The organism is Pseudomonas sp. 32_A, assembly GCF_017490905.1.
Lineage (GTDB): Bacteria > Pseudomonadota > Gammaproteobacteria > Pseudomonadales > Pseudomonadaceae > Aquipseudomonas > Aquipseudomonas inefficax.
On the sequence record NZ_JAFGYI010000039.1, the window covers coordinates 11498 to 26383 of the forward strand.

At 58.2% G+C, this 14886-nt stretch carries 23 protein-coding genes; 1 reads left to right on the forward strand and 22 read right to left on the reverse strand.

Annotated features, from left to right (window positions below):
* The first annotated feature begins 110 nt into the window (after positions 1-110).
* Positions 111-2945, forward strand: a complete 2835-nt coding sequence (gene uvrA, locus J5M58_RS20575) for an excinuclease ABC subunit UvrA (RefSeq protein ID WP_166674209.1) — start codon at positions 111-113, stop codon at positions 2943-2945.
* A 135-nt stretch (positions 2946-3080) separates the two neighbouring features.
* Here uvrA and bfr read toward each other — a convergent pair whose 3' ends face one another.
* The 22 genes from bfr to rplP all read right to left on the reverse strand — a co-directional run bounded on the left by bfr (position 3081) and on the right by rplP (position 14883).
* The gene (bfr, locus tag J5M58_RS20580) at positions 3081-3545 is read right to left on the reverse strand and encodes a bacterioferritin (RefSeq protein ID WP_003257116.1); all 465 of its coding nucleotides are present in this window, start codon (positions 3543-3545) and stop codon (positions 3081-3083) included.
* Between the two features lie 163 nt (positions 3546-3708).
* A complete protein-coding gene (locus J5M58_RS20585; protein WP_112254066.1) occupies positions 3709-5148 on the reverse strand; it encodes a catalase in 1440 nt (479 codons plus the stop codon).
* Positions 5149-5320: 172 nt separating this feature from the next.
* Positions 5321-5707 carry a 50S ribosomal protein L17 gene (gene rplQ / locus J5M58_RS20590; RefSeq protein WP_003255451.1) on the reverse strand — a complete coding sequence of 129 codons (387 nt, stop codon included), beginning with the start codon at positions 5705-5707 and terminating at the stop codon, positions 5321-5323.
* A gap of 42 nt (positions 5708-5749) precedes the next feature.
* A complete protein-coding gene (gene rpoA / locus J5M58_RS20595) occupies positions 5750-6751 on the reverse strand; it encodes a DNA-directed RNA polymerase subunit alpha (RefSeq protein ID WP_003255452.1) in 1002 nt (333 codons plus the stop codon).
* Between the two features lie 22 nt (positions 6752-6773).
* Positions 6774-7394: a 30S ribosomal protein S4 gene (gene rpsD / locus J5M58_RS20600; RefSeq protein WP_003257114.1), complete on the reverse strand. Its 621-nt coding sequence runs from the start codon at positions 7392-7394 to the stop codon at positions 6774-6776.
* A gap of 15 nt (positions 7395-7409) precedes the next feature.
* The gene (gene rpsK / locus J5M58_RS20605; RefSeq protein WP_003255454.1) at positions 7410-7799 is read right to left on the reverse strand and encodes a 30S ribosomal protein S11; all 390 of its coding nucleotides are present in this window, start codon (positions 7797-7799) and stop codon (positions 7410-7412) included.
* An 18-nt stretch (positions 7800-7817) separates the two neighbouring features.
* Positions 7818-8174, reverse strand: a complete 357-nt coding sequence (rpsM, locus tag J5M58_RS20610) for a 30S ribosomal protein S13 (protein ID WP_003257112.1) — start codon at positions 8172-8174, stop codon at positions 7818-7820.
* A gap of 131 nt (positions 8175-8305) precedes the next feature.
* The gene (rpmJ, locus tag J5M58_RS20615) at positions 8306-8422 is read right to left on the reverse strand and encodes a 50S ribosomal protein L36 (protein ID WP_002555468.1); all 117 of its coding nucleotides are present in this window, start codon (positions 8420-8422) and stop codon (positions 8306-8308) included.
* A gap of 28 nt (positions 8423-8450) precedes the next feature.
* On the reverse strand, positions 8451-9782 hold the full coding sequence (gene secY / locus J5M58_RS20620) for a preprotein translocase subunit SecY (protein WP_003257108.1): 1332 nt from the start codon (positions 9780-9782) through the stop codon (positions 8451-8453).
* On the reverse strand, positions 9783-10217 hold the full coding sequence (gene rplO / locus J5M58_RS20625) for a 50S ribosomal protein L15 (protein WP_003257107.1): 435 nt from the start codon (positions 10215-10217) through the stop codon (positions 9783-9785).
* Between the two features lie 3 nt (positions 10218-10220).
* Positions 10221-10397: a 50S ribosomal protein L30 gene (gene rpmD, locus J5M58_RS20630; protein WP_003255463.1), complete on the reverse strand. Its 177-nt coding sequence runs from the start codon at positions 10395-10397 to the stop codon at positions 10221-10223.
* Between the two features lie 2 nt (positions 10398-10399).
* On the reverse strand, positions 10400-10900 hold the full coding sequence (rpsE, locus tag J5M58_RS20635; protein ID WP_003255465.1) for a 30S ribosomal protein S5: 501 nt from the start codon (positions 10898-10900) through the stop codon (positions 10400-10402).
* 3 nt (positions 10901-10903) lie between these two features.
* Positions 10904-11254 (reverse strand): 50S ribosomal protein L18, encoded by a 351-nt coding sequence (gene rplR / locus J5M58_RS20640; RefSeq protein WP_009681973.1) that lies wholly within the window; start codon positions 11252-11254, stop codon positions 10904-10906.
* 10 nt (positions 11255-11264) lie between these two features.
* Positions 11265-11798, reverse strand: coding sequence for a 50S ribosomal protein L6 (gene rplF, locus J5M58_RS20645; protein ID WP_009681972.1), 534 nt, complete (start codon positions 11796-11798; stop codon positions 11265-11267).
* A gap of 12 nt (positions 11799-11810) precedes the next feature.
* Positions 11811-12203: a 30S ribosomal protein S8 gene (gene rpsH, locus J5M58_RS20650; RefSeq protein WP_009681971.1), complete on the reverse strand. Its 393-nt coding sequence runs from the start codon at positions 12201-12203 to the stop codon at positions 11811-11813.
* Positions 12204-12412: 209 nt separating this feature from the next.
* A complete protein-coding gene (rpsN, locus tag J5M58_RS20655; RefSeq protein WP_110637824.1) occupies positions 12413-12718 on the reverse strand; it encodes a 30S ribosomal protein S14 in 306 nt (101 codons plus the stop codon).
* A gap of 13 nt (positions 12719-12731) precedes the next feature.
* Positions 12732-13271: a 50S ribosomal protein L5 gene (gene rplE, locus J5M58_RS20660; RefSeq protein ID WP_003255474.1), complete on the reverse strand. Its 540-nt coding sequence runs from the start codon at positions 13269-13271 to the stop codon at positions 12732-12734.
* 20 nt (positions 13272-13291) lie between these two features.
* Positions 13292-13606 (reverse strand): 50S ribosomal protein L24, encoded by a 315-nt coding sequence (gene rplX / locus J5M58_RS20665; RefSeq protein ID WP_016715319.1) that lies wholly within the window; start codon positions 13604-13606, stop codon positions 13292-13294.
* A gap of 11 nt (positions 13607-13617) precedes the next feature.
* Positions 13618-13986 carry a 50S ribosomal protein L14 gene (rplN, locus tag J5M58_RS20670; protein ID WP_002555479.1) on the reverse strand — a complete coding sequence of 123 codons (369 nt, stop codon included), beginning with the start codon at positions 13984-13986 and terminating at the stop codon, positions 13618-13620.
* Positions 13987-14009: 23 nt separating this feature from the next.
* Positions 14010-14276 carry a 30S ribosomal protein S17 gene (gene rpsQ, locus J5M58_RS20675; protein ID WP_008089812.1) on the reverse strand — a complete coding sequence of 89 codons (267 nt, stop codon included), beginning with the start codon at positions 14274-14276 and terminating at the stop codon, positions 14010-14012.
* A 2-nt stretch (positions 14277-14278) separates the two neighbouring features.
* On the reverse strand, positions 14279-14470 hold the full coding sequence (rpmC, locus tag J5M58_RS20680) for a 50S ribosomal protein L29 (protein ID WP_002555481.1): 192 nt from the start codon (positions 14468-14470) through the stop codon (positions 14279-14281).
* Entirely contained in the window at positions 14470-14883 is a 414-nt protein-coding gene (gene rplP / locus J5M58_RS20685) for a 50S ribosomal protein L16 (protein ID WP_003255479.1), read from the reverse strand. Before rplP ends, rpmC begins: the two co-directional genes overlap by 1 nt.
* Positions 14884-14886: the final 3 nt, after the last annotated feature.

Genomic DNA, 14886 nt, shown 5'->3' on the forward strand with positions numbered 1-14886 from the left:
CGGCGGCGATTCTATCAGTCCGACAGCTTGACGGCATCTACGCGACGCTTTGCCGCGTACTGGCAGGGGGCCGTATAATTCTTTGTTTATGCCCGCCAAGCGAGGCCGCAGTGGACAAGATCCTGATTCGTGGGGCACGCACCCACAACCTGAAGAACATCGACCTGACCCTGCCCCGGGACAAGCTGATCGTGATCACCGGCCTGTCCGGTTCCGGCAAGTCGTCCCTGGCGTTCGACACCCTGTACGCCGAAGGCCAGCGTCGCTATGTGGAATCGCTGTCGGCCTACGCCCGGCAGTTCCTGTCGATGATGGAAAAGCCCGACGTCGATACCATCGAAGGCCTGTCGCCAGCCATTTCCATCGAGCAGAAGTCGACCTCGCACAACCCCCGCTCCACGGTCGGCACCATCACCGAAATCTACGACTACCTGCGCCTGCTGTATGCCCGCGTCGGCACCCCACGCTGCCCGGACCACGATATCCCGCTGGAGGCGCAAACGATCAGCCAGATGGTCGACCTGGTACTCGAGCGACCGGAAGGCAGCAAGCTGATGCTGCTGGCGCCGGTGGTACGCGAGCGCAAGGGCGAGCACCTGGCGGTATTCGACGAGCTGCGCGCCCAGGGCTTCGTGCGCGCCCGGGTCAACGGCAAGCTCTACGAGCTCGACGAACTACCCAAGCTGGACAAGCAAAAAAAACACAGCATCGATGTGGTGGTGGACCGTTTCAAGGTCCGCGCCGACTTGCAACAACGCCTGGCCGAGTCGTTCGAGACCGCGCTCAAGCTGGCCGACGGCATCGCCCTGGTGGCACCGATGGATGACGAGCAAGGCGAAGAGACGATCTTCTCCGCGCGCTTTGCCTGCCCGGTCTGTGGCCATGCCATCAGCGAGCTGGAGCCGAAGCTGTTCTCCTTCAACAACCCCGCCGGCGCCTGCCCGACCTGCGACGGCCTGGGAGTGAAGCAGTTCTTCGACACCAAGCGCCTGGTCAATACCGAGCTCACCCTGGCCGAAGGCGCGATCCGCGGCTGGGACCGACGCAACGTGTACTACTTCCAGATGCTCGGTTCACTGGCCGCGCATTACGGCTTCAGCCTCGAGGAACCATTCGGCCAACTGTCGGCCGAGCACCAGAAGGTGATCCTGCAGGGCAGCGGCAAGCAGAGCGTCGACTTCAAGTACCTGAACGACCGAGGCGACATCGTCAAGCGCTCGCACCCGTTCGAAGGCATCGTGCCGAACCTGGAGCGTCGCTACCGCGAGACCGAGTCAGCCACCGTGCGCGAAGAACTGGCCAAGTTCCTCGGCACCCAGCCCTGCCCGGATTGCCGCGGCACCCGCCTGCGCCGTGAGGCAAGGCATGTGTGGGTGGGCGAAAAAACGCTGCCGGCAGTGACCAACCTGCCGATCGGTGAAGCCAGCAACTACTTCGGCAAGCTGACCCTGACCGGTCGCCGTGGCGAGATTGCGGCGAAGATCCTCAAGGAAATCTGCGAGCGCCTGCAGTTTCTGGTCAACGTCGGTCTCGACTATCTCACCCTCGACCGCAGCGCCGACACCCTGTCCGGTGGTGAAGCACAACGTATCCGCCTGGCCAGCCAGATCGGCGCCGGCCTGGTAGGGGTGATGTACATCCTCGATGAACCGTCCATCGGCCTTCATCAGCGCGACAACGACCGCCTGCTGGCCACCCTCAACCACCTGCGCGACCTGGGCAATACGGTGATCGTGGTAGAACACGATGAGGACGCCATCCGCTTGGCCGACTACGTGGTGGACATCGGCCCTGGGGCCGGCGTGCACGGCGGGCAGATCGTCGCCGAGGGGTCGCCGCAGGAGGTCATGGACCACCCCGACTCGCTGACCGGCAAGTACCTGTCCGGGCGCAAGAAGATCGTCGTGCCGGCCAAGCGCACGCCGCGCAACAAGAAGCTGCAACTCAAGCTGAAGGGCGCGCGAGGCAACAACCTGCAAAACGTCGATCTGGAAGTCCCGATCGGCCTGCTGACCTGCGTGACCGGGGTGTCCGGCTCGGGCAAGTCGACGCTTATCAACAACACCCTGTTCCCACTGGCCGCCACCGCCCTGAATGGTGCAAGCAGCCTGGAAGCGGCGCCGCATGCCAGCATGGATGGCCTGCAGCACCTGGACAAGGTGGTGGATATCGACCAGAGCCCGATCGGCCGCACCCCTCGCTCGAACCCGGCGACCTACACCGGCATCTTCACGCCGATCCGCGAACTGTTCTCCGGTGTGCCGGAGTCGCGTTCACGCGGCTATGGTCCGGGGCGTTTCTCGTTCAACGTCAAGGGTGGCCGTTGCGAAGCCTGCCAGGGCGATGGCCTGATCAAGGTGGAGATGCACTTCCTGCCGGACATCTACGTGCCGTGCGATGTGTGCAAGAGCAAGCGTTACAACCGCGAAACCCTGGAGATCAAGTACAAGGGCAAGAACATCCACGAGGTGCTGGAGATGACCATCGAGGATGCCCGCGAGTTCTTCGACGCCGTGCCGGCGCTGGCGCGCAAGCTGCAGACGTTGATGGATGTGGGGCTGTCCTACATCAAGCTGGGGCAGTCGGCGACCACCCTGTCGGGCGGTGAGGCACAGCGGGTGAAACTGTCGCGTGAACTGTCCAAACGTGACACCGGCAAGACCTTGTACATCCTCGACGAACCGACCACGGGTCTGCACTTTGCCGATATCCAGCAGTTGCTGGACGTACTGCATCGCCTGCGTGATCACGGCAATACGGTGGTGGTGATCGAGCACAACCTGGATGTGATCAAGACCGCGGACTGGCTGGTGGATCTGGGGCCGGAGGGTGGCTCGAAAGGTGGGCAGATCATTGCCTGCGGTACGCCGGAAGAACTGAGCGAGATGAAGCAGTCCTATACCGGGCATTACCTGAAACCGCTGCTGGAGCGGGATCGGGCTTAACAGTAATGGGGGCTGGTTTGCAGCCCTATCGCGACACAAGGCCGCTCCTACAAGCGATCGCGCAAATCCAAATATTTGCGATCGCCTGTAGGAGCGGCCTTGTGTCGCGATAGGGGCGCAAAGCGCCCCCAACATTTACATCTGCGATTGCAGGTAGTTTTCCAGGCCAATTGCCTTGATCAACCCCTGCTGCTTCTCCAGCCAGTAGGTGTGATCTTCTTCGGTATCAGCCAACTGAGCGCGCAGGATGTCGCGGCTGATGTAGTCCTTGTGCAGCTCGCACAGCTCGATGCCTTTGCACAGCGCGCCGCGTACCTTGTACTCGAGCTTGAGGTCGGCCTCGATCATTTCCGGCACGGTGCTGCCCACTTCCAGATCGTCCGCGCGCATGTCAGGGGTGCCTTCGAGCATGAGGATGCGACGCATCAGAGCATCGGCATGCTGCGTCTCTTCTTCCATTTCATGGTTGATGCGCTCGTAGAGCTTGGACAGGCCCCAGTCTTCGTACATACGCGAGTGAATGAAGTACTGGTCGCGCGCCGCCAGTTCGCCCTTCAGCAGCGTAACGAGGTAGTTGATTACGTCCGGGTGACCTTGCATCGCCCTGCTTCTCCATGTGAAAACGTCTATGCCACATAGTGTGAACCAGCTTTTGCCTGCGGTCACTGAGAACCGCGCAATAAGAAGCAAAAAAACGGTTAAACAGTAGTGATATTCATTGAAAAACCGCCCAAATGAGGGCGGTTCTTCTTATCACTTCGACTTAGGCGAGATTGACGCCCAAAGCCTTGGCAACCCCTTCGCCATAAGCCGGATCGGCCTTGAAGAAGTATTGCAGCTGGCGCTGAATCACATCTTCGCTTACGCCTGCCATGGTGCCGGCAATATTGCTTATCAGCAGGGCTTTCTGCTCATCATTCATCAGCCGGAACAGCGCGCCGGCGTGGCTGTAGTAGTCGGTGTCCTCGCGATGGTCGTAGCGGTCTGCGGAACCCTGCAGGGCCAGTGCGGGCTCGGCATGGCGTGGCGACTGCTTCGGTGCATCGCTGTAGCTGTTGGGCTCATAGTTCGGCGCGCTACCGTAACTGCCGGTAGCCATGGAACCATCACGCTGATAGCTGTTGACCGGGCAACGTGGCGCGTTGACTGGCAGCTGCTGGTGGTTGGTGCCGACCCGATAGCGGTGCGCATCTGCGTAGGCGAATACCCGCCCTTGCAGCATGCGGTCTGGCGACAGGCCGACGCCCGGCACCATGTTGCTCGGGCCAAACGCGGCCTGCTCTACCTCTGCAAAGTAGTTGAGCGGGTTACGGTTGAGTTCCAGCACGCCCACTTCAATCAGCGGGTAGTCCTTCTGCGACCAGGTCTTGGTCACGTCAAACGGGTTCTCGTCACGGCTGGCGGCCTCGGCCTCGCTCATCACTTGAATGCATACGGTCCAGCGTGGGTAATCGCCTCGCTCGATGGCTTCGAACAGGTCACGCTGGGCGTAGTCCGGGTCAGTACCTGCCAGGCGTGCGGCTTCTGCCGGTGCGAGGTTCTTGATGCCTTGCTGGGTCTTGAAGTGCCATTTGACCCAGGTGCGCTCACCTTTGGCATTGATCAGGCTGTAGGTATGGCTACCGAAGCCGTGCATGTGGCGGTAACCGTCCGGGATGCCGCGATCGGAGAACAGAATGGTCACCTGGTGCAGCGCCTCGGGAGAGTGCGACCAGAAGTCCCACATCATCTGGGCGTTCTTCAGGTTCGATTGCGGATGACGCTTCTGTGTATGGATAAAGTCTGGAAATTTCAGCGGGTCGCGGATGAAAAACACAGGCGTGTTGTTGCCGACGATGTCCCAGTTGCCTTCCTCGGTGTAGAACTTGACGGCAAAACCACGAGGATCGCGCTCGGTATCAGCGGAGCCACGCTCGCCACCAACGGTGGAGAAGCGCAGGAAGGTTTCGGTTTGCTTGCCAACCTGTTCAAACAACTTGGCACTGGTGTAACCGGTGATATCGCGGGTAACGGTAAAGGTGCCGTAGGCACCCGAGCCTTTTGCGTGTACGCGGCGCTCAGGAATGTTCTCGCGGTTGAAATGGGCGAGCTTCTCGATCAGGTGGAAGTCGTCGAGCAGCAGCGGGCCGCGCGGGCCGGCGGAACGGGAATTCTGGTTGTCTGCTACGGGTGCACCGCTGGCGGTGGTGAGAATCTTGCTCATGGGCTCTCCTTATCGGTCTTCAAGCGCCGGCTAATCGGCTCTGGAGAGAGTATTGACGAGCAAGGTTACAAGAACAAATGCATTACATGACTTGTATCAATAGAAATAAACAATGCAACTAGATACAAAAAACCGGGCACTAGGCCCGGTTCTTTGTAGCAGACAGAACGTCTTACTCAGCAGCTTCTACAGCACCGCCGACCGGACGATCAACCAGCTCGACGTACGCCATAGGGGCGTTGTCGCCAGCGCGGAAACCGCACTTCAGGATGCGCAGGTAGCCGCCCTGACGGGTGGCGTAACGCTTGCCCAGGTCGTTGAACAGCTTGCCAACAGCAGACTTCGAACGGGTACGATCGAAGGCCAGACGGCGGTTAGCTACGCTGTCTTCCTTGGCCAGGGTGATCAGCGGCTCGGCAACGCGGCGCAGTTCCTTGGCTTTCGGCAGGGTGGTTTTGATCAGCTCGTGCTCGATCAGCGACACTGCCATGTTCTGGAACATAGCCTTGCGGTGAGAGCTGGTGCGGCTCAGGTGACGTCCACTTTTACGATGACGCATGATTCATTCCTTACCAAACACTACGTTCGGTGATTACGACGATCAGGCGGTCGCCTTGTCGTCTTTCTTAAGACTTGCAGGCGGCCAGTTGTCGAGGCGCATGCCGAGAGACAGACCACGAGAGGCCAGGACGTCCTTGATTTCAGTCAGGGACTTCTTGCCCAGGTTAGGAGTCTTCAACAGCTCTACTTCGGTACGCTGAATCAGGTCGCCGATGTAGTAGATGTTCTCCGCCTTGAGGCAGTTGGCCGAACGTACAGTCAGTTCCAGGTCGTCAACCGGACGCAGCAGGATCGGATCGATCTCGTCTTCCTGCTCGACTACGACAGGCTCGCTGTCACCTTTGAGGTCGACGAACGCGGCCAGCTGCTGTTGCAGGATGGTCGCAGCGCGGCGGATAGCCTCTTCAGGATCCAGGGTGCCGTTGGTTTCCAGATCAATGACCAGCTTGTCCAGGTTGGTACGCTGTTCAACACGGGCGTTCTCGACCACATAGGCGATACGACGCACCGGGCTGAACGAAGCGTCCAACTGCAGACGGCCAATGCTACGGCTTTCGTCTTCGTCGGTTTGACGGGAGTCGGCCGGCTCGTAACCACGACCACGAGCTACGGTGAGCTTCATGTTCAGGGCGCCGTTCGACGCCAGGTTCGCGATTACGTGATCGGGGTTGACGATCTCGACATCGTGATCCAGCTGAATATCGGCAGCGGTAACCACCCCCGAACCCTTTTTCGACAAGGTCAGCGTAACTTCGTCACGACCGTGCAGTTTGATAGCCAGGCCTTTCAGGTTCAACAGGATTTCAATGACGTCTTCCTGAACACCTTCGATCGCGGAGTACTCATGGAGTACGCCGTCGATCTCGGCCTCGACTACTGCACAGCCAGGCATGGAGGACAACAGGATGCGGCGCAGCGCGTTGCCCAGGGTATGGCCGAAACCACGCTCGAGAGGCTCGAGCGTGATCTTGGCGCGGGTCGGACTGACTACCTGCACATCAATGTGGCGGGGAGTCAGGAACTCATTTACCGAAATCTGCATGGATGCACCTATTTTCTAGCCCTTACTTGGAGTAGAGCTCGACAATCAGGTTCTCGTTGATGTCGGCAGACAGGTCGCTGCGAGCAGGAACGTTCTTGAAAACGCCCGACTTTTTAGCAGCATCCACGTCAACCCACTCAACGCGGCCACGCTGGGCGCACAGTTCAAGGGCTTGAACAATGCGCAGCTGGTTCAGCGACTTCTCACGAACCGCGACCACGTCACCCGGACGAACTTGGTAGGATGGAATGTTTACAGTCTTACCGTTGACGCTGATCGCTTTGTGCGAAACCAGCTGACGGGACTCGGAACGAGTCGAGCCGAAGCCCATACGGTAGACGACGTTATCCAGACGGCACTCGAGCAGTTGCAGCAGGTTCTCACCGGTTGCGCCTTTTTTCGAGGCTGCAGCCTGGTAGTAACCGCGGAACTGACGCTCCAGAACACCGTAGATACGACGAACTTTTTGCTTCTCGCGCAGCTGGGTACCGTAGTCGGACTGACGGCCACGGCGCTGGCCGTGGATACCTGGGGCTGCTTCGATGTTGCACTTCGATTCCAGAGCGCGAACGCCGCTCTTCAGGAACAGGTCAGTGCCTTCACGACGAGACAGTTTGCATTTTGGACCAATGTAACGTGCCATTTATCTGTCTCCTGATTACACGCGACGCTTCTTCGGCGGACGGCACCCGTTATGCGGGATTGGCGTCACGTCGGTGATGCTGGCGATCTTGTAGCCGCAGCTGTTCAGTGCACGAACGGCGGACTCACGACCTGGACCTGGACCCTTGACGTTAACGTCGAGGTTCTTCAGACCGTATTCCAGCGCAGCTTGACCAGCACGCTCAGCAGCGATCTGGGCTGCGAACGGGGTGGATTTGCGCGAACCACGGAAACCCGAACCACCGGAGGTCGCCCAGGACAAAGCGTTGCCCTGACGGTCGGTGATGGTCACGATGGTGTTGTTGAAAGAGGCATGGATGTGGGCGATGCCATCAACCACTGTCTTTTTGACTTTCTTACGAGGACGAGCAGCAGGTTTTGCCATGTCTATATTCCTGGGCGATTACTTGCGGATCGGCTTACGCGGGCCCTTACGGGTGCGTGCGTTGGTCTTGGTGCGCTGACCGCGAACCGGCAGACCTTTACGATGACGCAGGCCGCGGTAGCAACCCAGGTCCATCAAGCGCTTGATCTTCATGTTGATGTCACGACGCAGGTCACCTTCGGTGGTGAACTTCGCGACTTCGCCACGCAGGGTTTCGATTTGCTCGTCGCTCAGATCCTTGATCTTAGCGGCTGGGTTTACACCAGCGTCTGCACAGATCTTCTGTGCAGTAGTGCGACCGACACCATAGATGTAGGTCAGCGAGATAACAGCATGCTTGTTATCTGGAATGTTGACGCCTGCAATACGGGCCATTCAGTGGGACTCCAATTGACAGCTACCTACGCCCCGGAAGCCAAGAAATAGGGCGCGAGATAATATCGCTGTAGAAACGAATAATCAACCCAGCAGCACACTAGCTGCTGGGTTTGAAGCGCAGATCACACTCAGCCTTGGCGCTGTTTGTGACGCGGTTCCGCGCTGCAGATCACTCGTACGACGCCTTCGCGACGGATGATCTTGCAGTTACGGCACAGCTTTTTCACCGATGCACGAACTTTCATTACCGACTCCTCGAACCTTAGGGGCGTATCAGCGCAGCAGACCGCTGCCACCGTAGCCTTTCAGGTTGGCTTTCTTCATCAGGGATTCGTACTGGTGCGAAACGAGGTGCGATTGTACTTGGGACATGAAGTCCATCACAACCACTACCACAATCAGCAACGAGGTCCCGCCAAGGTAGAACGGCACATTTGCTGCCACCACCAGGAACTGGGGCAGAAGGCAGACGGCCATCATGTAAAGAGCACCGAACATGGTCAGACGGGTCAGAACGCCATCAATGTAGCGCGCCGACTGCTCACCAGGACGGATACCCGGAATAAAGGCACCGGACTTCTTCAGGTTTTCCGCTACGTCTTTCGGGTTGAACATCAACGCTGTGTAGAAGAAGCAGAAGAAAATGATCCCTGCACTAAACAGCAGAATGTTCAACGGCTGACCAGGAGCGATCGACTGCGAGATGTCCTGCAGCCAGCCCATACCTTCGGACTGACCGAACCAGGCACCCAGCGAAGCCGGGAACAGCAGAATGCTGCTCGCGAAAATGGCCGGGATAACCCCCGCCATGTTCACCTTAAGCGGCAGGTGGCTGGTCTGCGCAGCGAAGACCTTGCGGCCCTGCTGACGCTTGGCGTAGTGAACGGCGATACGACGCTGACCACGCTCAATGAACACCACGAAACCGATAATCGCTACTGCCAGCAAACCGATAGCGACCAGGGCGAAAATGTTGATATCGCCTGTGCGCGCAGACTCGAAAGACTGCCCGATTGCTCTCGGAAGACCGGCAACGATACCTGCGAAGATCAACATCGAGATACCGTTGCCCACACCGCGCTCGGTGATCTGCTCGCCCAGCCACATCATGAACATCGCGCCCGCCACGAAGGTGGAGACGGCGACGACATGGAAGCCCAGCCCTACAGAAAACGCCACGCCCTGGTTGGCCAGGCCAATGGACATGCCAATGGCTTGAACCAGTGCCAGGATAACGGTGCCGTAGCGGGTGTACTGGCTGATCTTGCGACGGCCAGCTTCACCTTCCTTCTTCAACTGCTCCAGTTGCGGGCTGACCGCCGTCATCAGCTGCATGATGATCGATGCCGAGATGTACGGCATGATCCCCAGTGCAAAGATGCTCATGCGCTCGAGCGCGCCACCGGAAAACATGTTGAACAAGCTAAGAATGGTCCCCTCATTCTGCCGAAACAGATCCGCCAGACGGTCTGGATTGATGCCAGGAACCGGGATATGCGCACCTATCCGATAGACGATGATCGCCATGAACAGAAAGCGCAGACGAGCCCAGAGTTCCGACATCCCGCCCTTACCGAGCGAAGAGAGAGCACCTTGCTTAGCCATTTATTCCTCGAACTTGCCGCCAGCTGCTTCGATAGCCGCACGCGCACCCTTGGTGGCTGCGATACCCTTGATGGTGACTGCGCGAGTGACTTCGCCAGACAGCATGATTTTCACGCGCTGTACGTTCTGGCCGATCACGTTGGCATCCTTCAGGGATTGCACGGAGATCACGTCGCCTTCCACCTTGGCCAGCTCGGACAGACGCACTTCGGCGCGGTCCATGGCTTTCAGGGAAACGAAGCCGAACTTCGGCAGACGACGGTGCAGCGGCTGTTGACCGCCTTCGAAGCCAGGAGCGATCGAACCACCCGAACGGGAAGTCTGACCTTTGTGGCCACGGCCGCCGGTCTTGCCCAGACCGCTACCGATACCACGACCTGGACGATGCTTCTCGCGACGGGAACCCGGCGCTGGACTCAGATCATTGAGTTTCATCGATTAACCCTCGACCTTCAGCATGTAGTAAGCCTTGTTGATCATCCCGCGGTTCTCGGGAGTATCCTGGACTTCTACAGTGTGACCGATGCGACGCAGACCCAGGCCTTTAACGCACAGCTTGTGGTTAGGCAGACGGCCCGAGACGCTCTTGATCAGCGTTACTTTTACGGTTGCCATGATCAGAAGATCTCCTCGACGCTCTTGCCGCGCTTGGCAGCAATGGATTCAGGAGATTGCATGGCTTTCAGACCCTTGAAGGTGGCGTAAACCACGTTCACAGGGTTGGTCGAACCGTAGCACTTGGCCAGAACGTTCTGAACACCAGCAACTTCCAGGACAGCACGCATTGCGCCACCGGCGATGATACCGGTACCTTCCGAGGCAGGCTGCATGTAAACCTTCGAGGCGCCGTGGGCGGCCTTGGTGGCGTACTGCAGGGTGGTGCCCTTCAGGTCAACCTGGATCATGTTGCGGCGAGCAGCTTCCATGGCTTTCTGGATCGCGGCAGGTACTTCGCGCGACTTGCCACGGCCGAAGCCAACACGACCTTTACCATCACCTACCACGGTCAGCGCGGTGAAGGTGAAGATACGGCCGCCTTTTACGGTTTTGGCAACGCGGTTAACTTGAACCAGCTTCTCGATGTAGCCTTCGTCGCGCTTTTGATCGTTATTTGCCATAACTTAGAACTCCAGCCCGCCTTCACGAGCAGCATCAGCCAGCGCTTTGACGCGGCCATGGTACTTGAAGCCGGAACGGTCAAAGGCAACTTGAGATACACCGGCGGCTTTCGCACGCTCAGCTACCAGCTTGCCAACCTTAGTGGCCGCGTCGATGTTGCCAGTGGCGCCATCACGCAGTTCTTTGTCCAAGGTCGAGGCGCTTGCCAGAACCTTGCTGCCGTCGGCCGAAATGACCTGGGCATAGATGTGCTGCGAGGAGCGGAACACGCACAGGCGCACGACTTCGAGTTCGTGCATCTTGAGGCGTGCTTTGCGAGCGCGACGCAGTCGGATAACTTTTTTGTCGGTCATTTGCTAGGCCCTACTTCTTCTTGGCTTCTTTACGACGGACTACTTCGTCCGCGTAACGCACACCCTTGCCCTTGTAAGGCTCTGGCGGACGGAAGTCGCGGATTTCAGCGGCCACCTGACCCACCAGCTGCTTGTCGATACCCTTGATCAGGATGTCGGTCTGGCTTGGGGTTTCAGCGGTGATGCCGGCTGGCAGTTCGTAGTCCACTGGGTGCGAGAAGCCCAGGGCCAGGTTCAGGACGGTGCCCTTGGCCTGTGCCTTGTAACCAACACCGACCAGCTGGAGCTTGCGCTCGAAGCCTTGGCTTACGCCCTGGACCATGTTGTTCACCAGAGCACGGGTAGTACCGGCCATGGCGCGAGCTTGCTGGTCACCGTTGCGAGCGACGAAACGCAGCTCGCCAGATTCTTCGGTAACTTCAACAGACGAGTGAACGTTCAGTTCGAGAGTGCCTTTGGCACCCTTCACCGAAAGCTGCTGGCCGGCGAATTTGACTTCGACGCCTGCTGGCAGCTTAACGGGGTTCTTAGCGACGCGAGACATGCCTATCTCCCCTTAGAACACTGTGCACAGAACTTCGCCGCCGACACCGGCAGCGCGCGCAGCGCGATCAGTCATCACACCTTTGTTGGTGGAGACGATAGACACGCCCAGGCCGCCACGTACTTTCGGCAGTTCTGCGACGGACTTGTACTGGCGCAGGCCTGGACGGCTGGAGCGCTTCAGTTCCTCGATGACCGGACGGCCTTCGAAGTACTTCAGTTCGATCGACAGGGAAGGCTTGGCCTCACCAGTAACCTGGTAGCCAGCGATGTAACCTTCGTCTTTCAGAACTTTGGCAACCGCGACCTTCAGGGTGGAGGAAGGCATGCTTACGACGGACTTTTCAGCCATCTGGGCATTACGGATGCGAGTTAGCATGTCCGCTAACGGGTCCTGCATACTCATGGGCTAGATGCTCCTGATACAAGAATTATTAGCCTTGCGGCTATCACAACCACCTGAGCGGACAGGGCAAAAAACCCAGGCTCAGGTGAGCCGGTCATTCTAGACACAAGGTAGAAACGAAACAAGCCCCATATAGGGGCTTGTTTGTTGGCGAGGTCACCGGCGGTCGGAAGATTGCTCCCCTTCCGCCGGGATCCAGCCTGCAGTGATTACCAGGAGGCCTTGACCAGACCTGGTACGTCACCGCGCATTGCAGCTTGACGCAGCATGTTACGGCCCAGGCCGAACTTACGGTATACACCGTGAGGACGACCGGTCAGGCGGCAACGGTTGCGCAGGCGCGAGGCGCTAGCGTCACGTGGCTGCTTCTGCAGAGCGACAACGGCAGCGAAACGCTCTTCTGGAGAGGCGTTCTGGTTGACGATGGTCGCTTTCAGCTCAGCACGCTTCTTAGCGAACTTGGCTACCGTGAGCTGACGCTTCAGCTCGCGGTTCTTCATGCTCTTCTTGGCCATTTTCCTACTCCAATCAGTTGCGGAACGGGAACTTGAAAGCACGCAGCAGAGCGCGGCCTTCGTCGTCCGAACGAGCAGTGGTGGTCAGGGTGATGTCCAAACCGCGCAGAGCATCGATCTTGTCGTAGTCGATTTCCGGGAAGATGATCTGCTCTTTCACGCCCATGCTGTAGTTGCCACGACCATCGAAGGACTTGGCATTCAGGCCGCGGAAGTCGCGAACCCGAGGCAGGGAGATCGCCAGCAGGCGGTCCAGGAATTCGTACATCTTGTCGCTACGCAGGGTCACCTTGACGCCGATCGGCCAGCCTTCGCGGACTTTGAAGCCAGCGATGGATTTGCGAGCGAAAGTCACGACCGGCTTTTGACCGGTGATCTTTTCCAGGTCAGCTACTGCGTGCTCGATGACTTTCTTGTCGCCGATCGCTTCGCCCAGACCCATGTTCAGGGTGATCTTGGTAACGCGAGGAACTTCCATCACGTTCGACAGCTTAAGTTCTTCCTTAAGCTTAGGAGCGATTTCGTTCCGGTAAATCTCTTTCAGTCGTGCCATGGTCTTCTACCTAGCAGTGTTCAAGCATCAACCGCTTTTTGGGTCGACTTGAAGACACGAATTTTCTTACCGTCTTCTACTTTGAAACCAACGCGGTCAGCCTTGTTGGTTTCGCCGTTGAAGATGGCAACGTTGGAAGCGTGCAGAGGCGCTTCTTTCTCGACGATACCGCCCTGAACGCCCGCCATCGGGTTAGGCTTGGTATGACGCTTGACCAGGTTCACACCACCAACGACCAGACGGTCATCAGCCAGAACCTTCAGCACCTTACCGCGCTTACCTTTGTCTTTGCCGGCGATCACGATGATCTCGTCGTCACGACGAATCTTTTGCATGTCGGATCTCCTTACAGCACTTCAGGGGCGAGCGAGACGATCTTCATGAACTTCTCGGTACGAAGTTCACGGGTCACTGGCCCGAAGATGCGAGTGCCGATCGGCTCTTGCTTGTTGTTCAGCAGAACAGCAGCGTTGCCGTCGAAACGAATGATGGAACCGTCAGCGCGACGTACACCGTGACGGGTACGGACGACAACAGCGGTCATCACCTGGCCTTTCTTGACCTTACCGCGCGGAATTGCTTCCTTGACGGTTACTTTGATGATGTCACCGATGCCGGCGTAACGGCGGTGCGAACCGCCGAGAACCTTGATGCACATGACGCGACGAGCGCCGCTGTTATCGGCCACATCGAGCATGGATTGAGTCTGAATCATAAAATTTCTCCGACCCCTAGCCCTTAGACTTCAACAGCGCGTTCGAGGACTTCAACCAGTGCCCAGGACTTGGTCTTGGCCAGCGGACGGGTTTCACGGATGGAAACCTTGTCGCCGATCTTGCACTGGTTGGATTCGTCGTGCGCGTGCAGCTTAGTCGAACGCTTAACGTATTTACCGTAGATCGGGTGCTTTACGCGACGCTCGATCAGAACGGTGATGGTCTTGTCCATTTTGTCGCTGACGACACGGCCAGTCAGCGTACGGACGGTTTTTTCAGCTTCAGCCATGATCACTTACCTGCCTGCTGGTTGAGCACAGTTTTCACGCGAGCGATGTCACGCTTAACTTGCGAGAGCAGGTGCGACTGCCCCAACTGGCCAGTTGCTTTCTGCATACGCAGATTGAACTGGTCGCGCAGCAAGCCGAGCAGTTGCTCATTCAGTTGCTGTGCAGATTTTTCACGAAGTTCATTCGCTTTCATCACATCACCGTCCGCTTAACAAAGGAGGTGGCGAGAGGCAGCTTTGCAGCAGCCAGGGCGAAAGCTTCGCGCGCCAGCTCTTCAGAAACACCTTCGATTTCATACAGGACTTTGCCTGGCTGAATCTGGGCAACCCAGTATTCCACGGAGCCCTTACCTTTACCCATACGAACCTCGAGAGGCTTCTTGGAGATCGGCTTGTCCGGGAACACACGGATCCAGATCTTACCGCCACGCTTGACGTGACGGGTCAGCGCACGACGTGCGGACTCGATCTGGCGAGCGGTGAGGCGACCGCGAGCAACAGCTTTCAGGGCGAATTCGCCGAAGCTGACTTTGCTACCGCGCAGTGCCAGACCACGGTTGTGGCCAGTCATCTGCTTGCGGAATTTTGTACGCTTTGGTTGCAACATTTG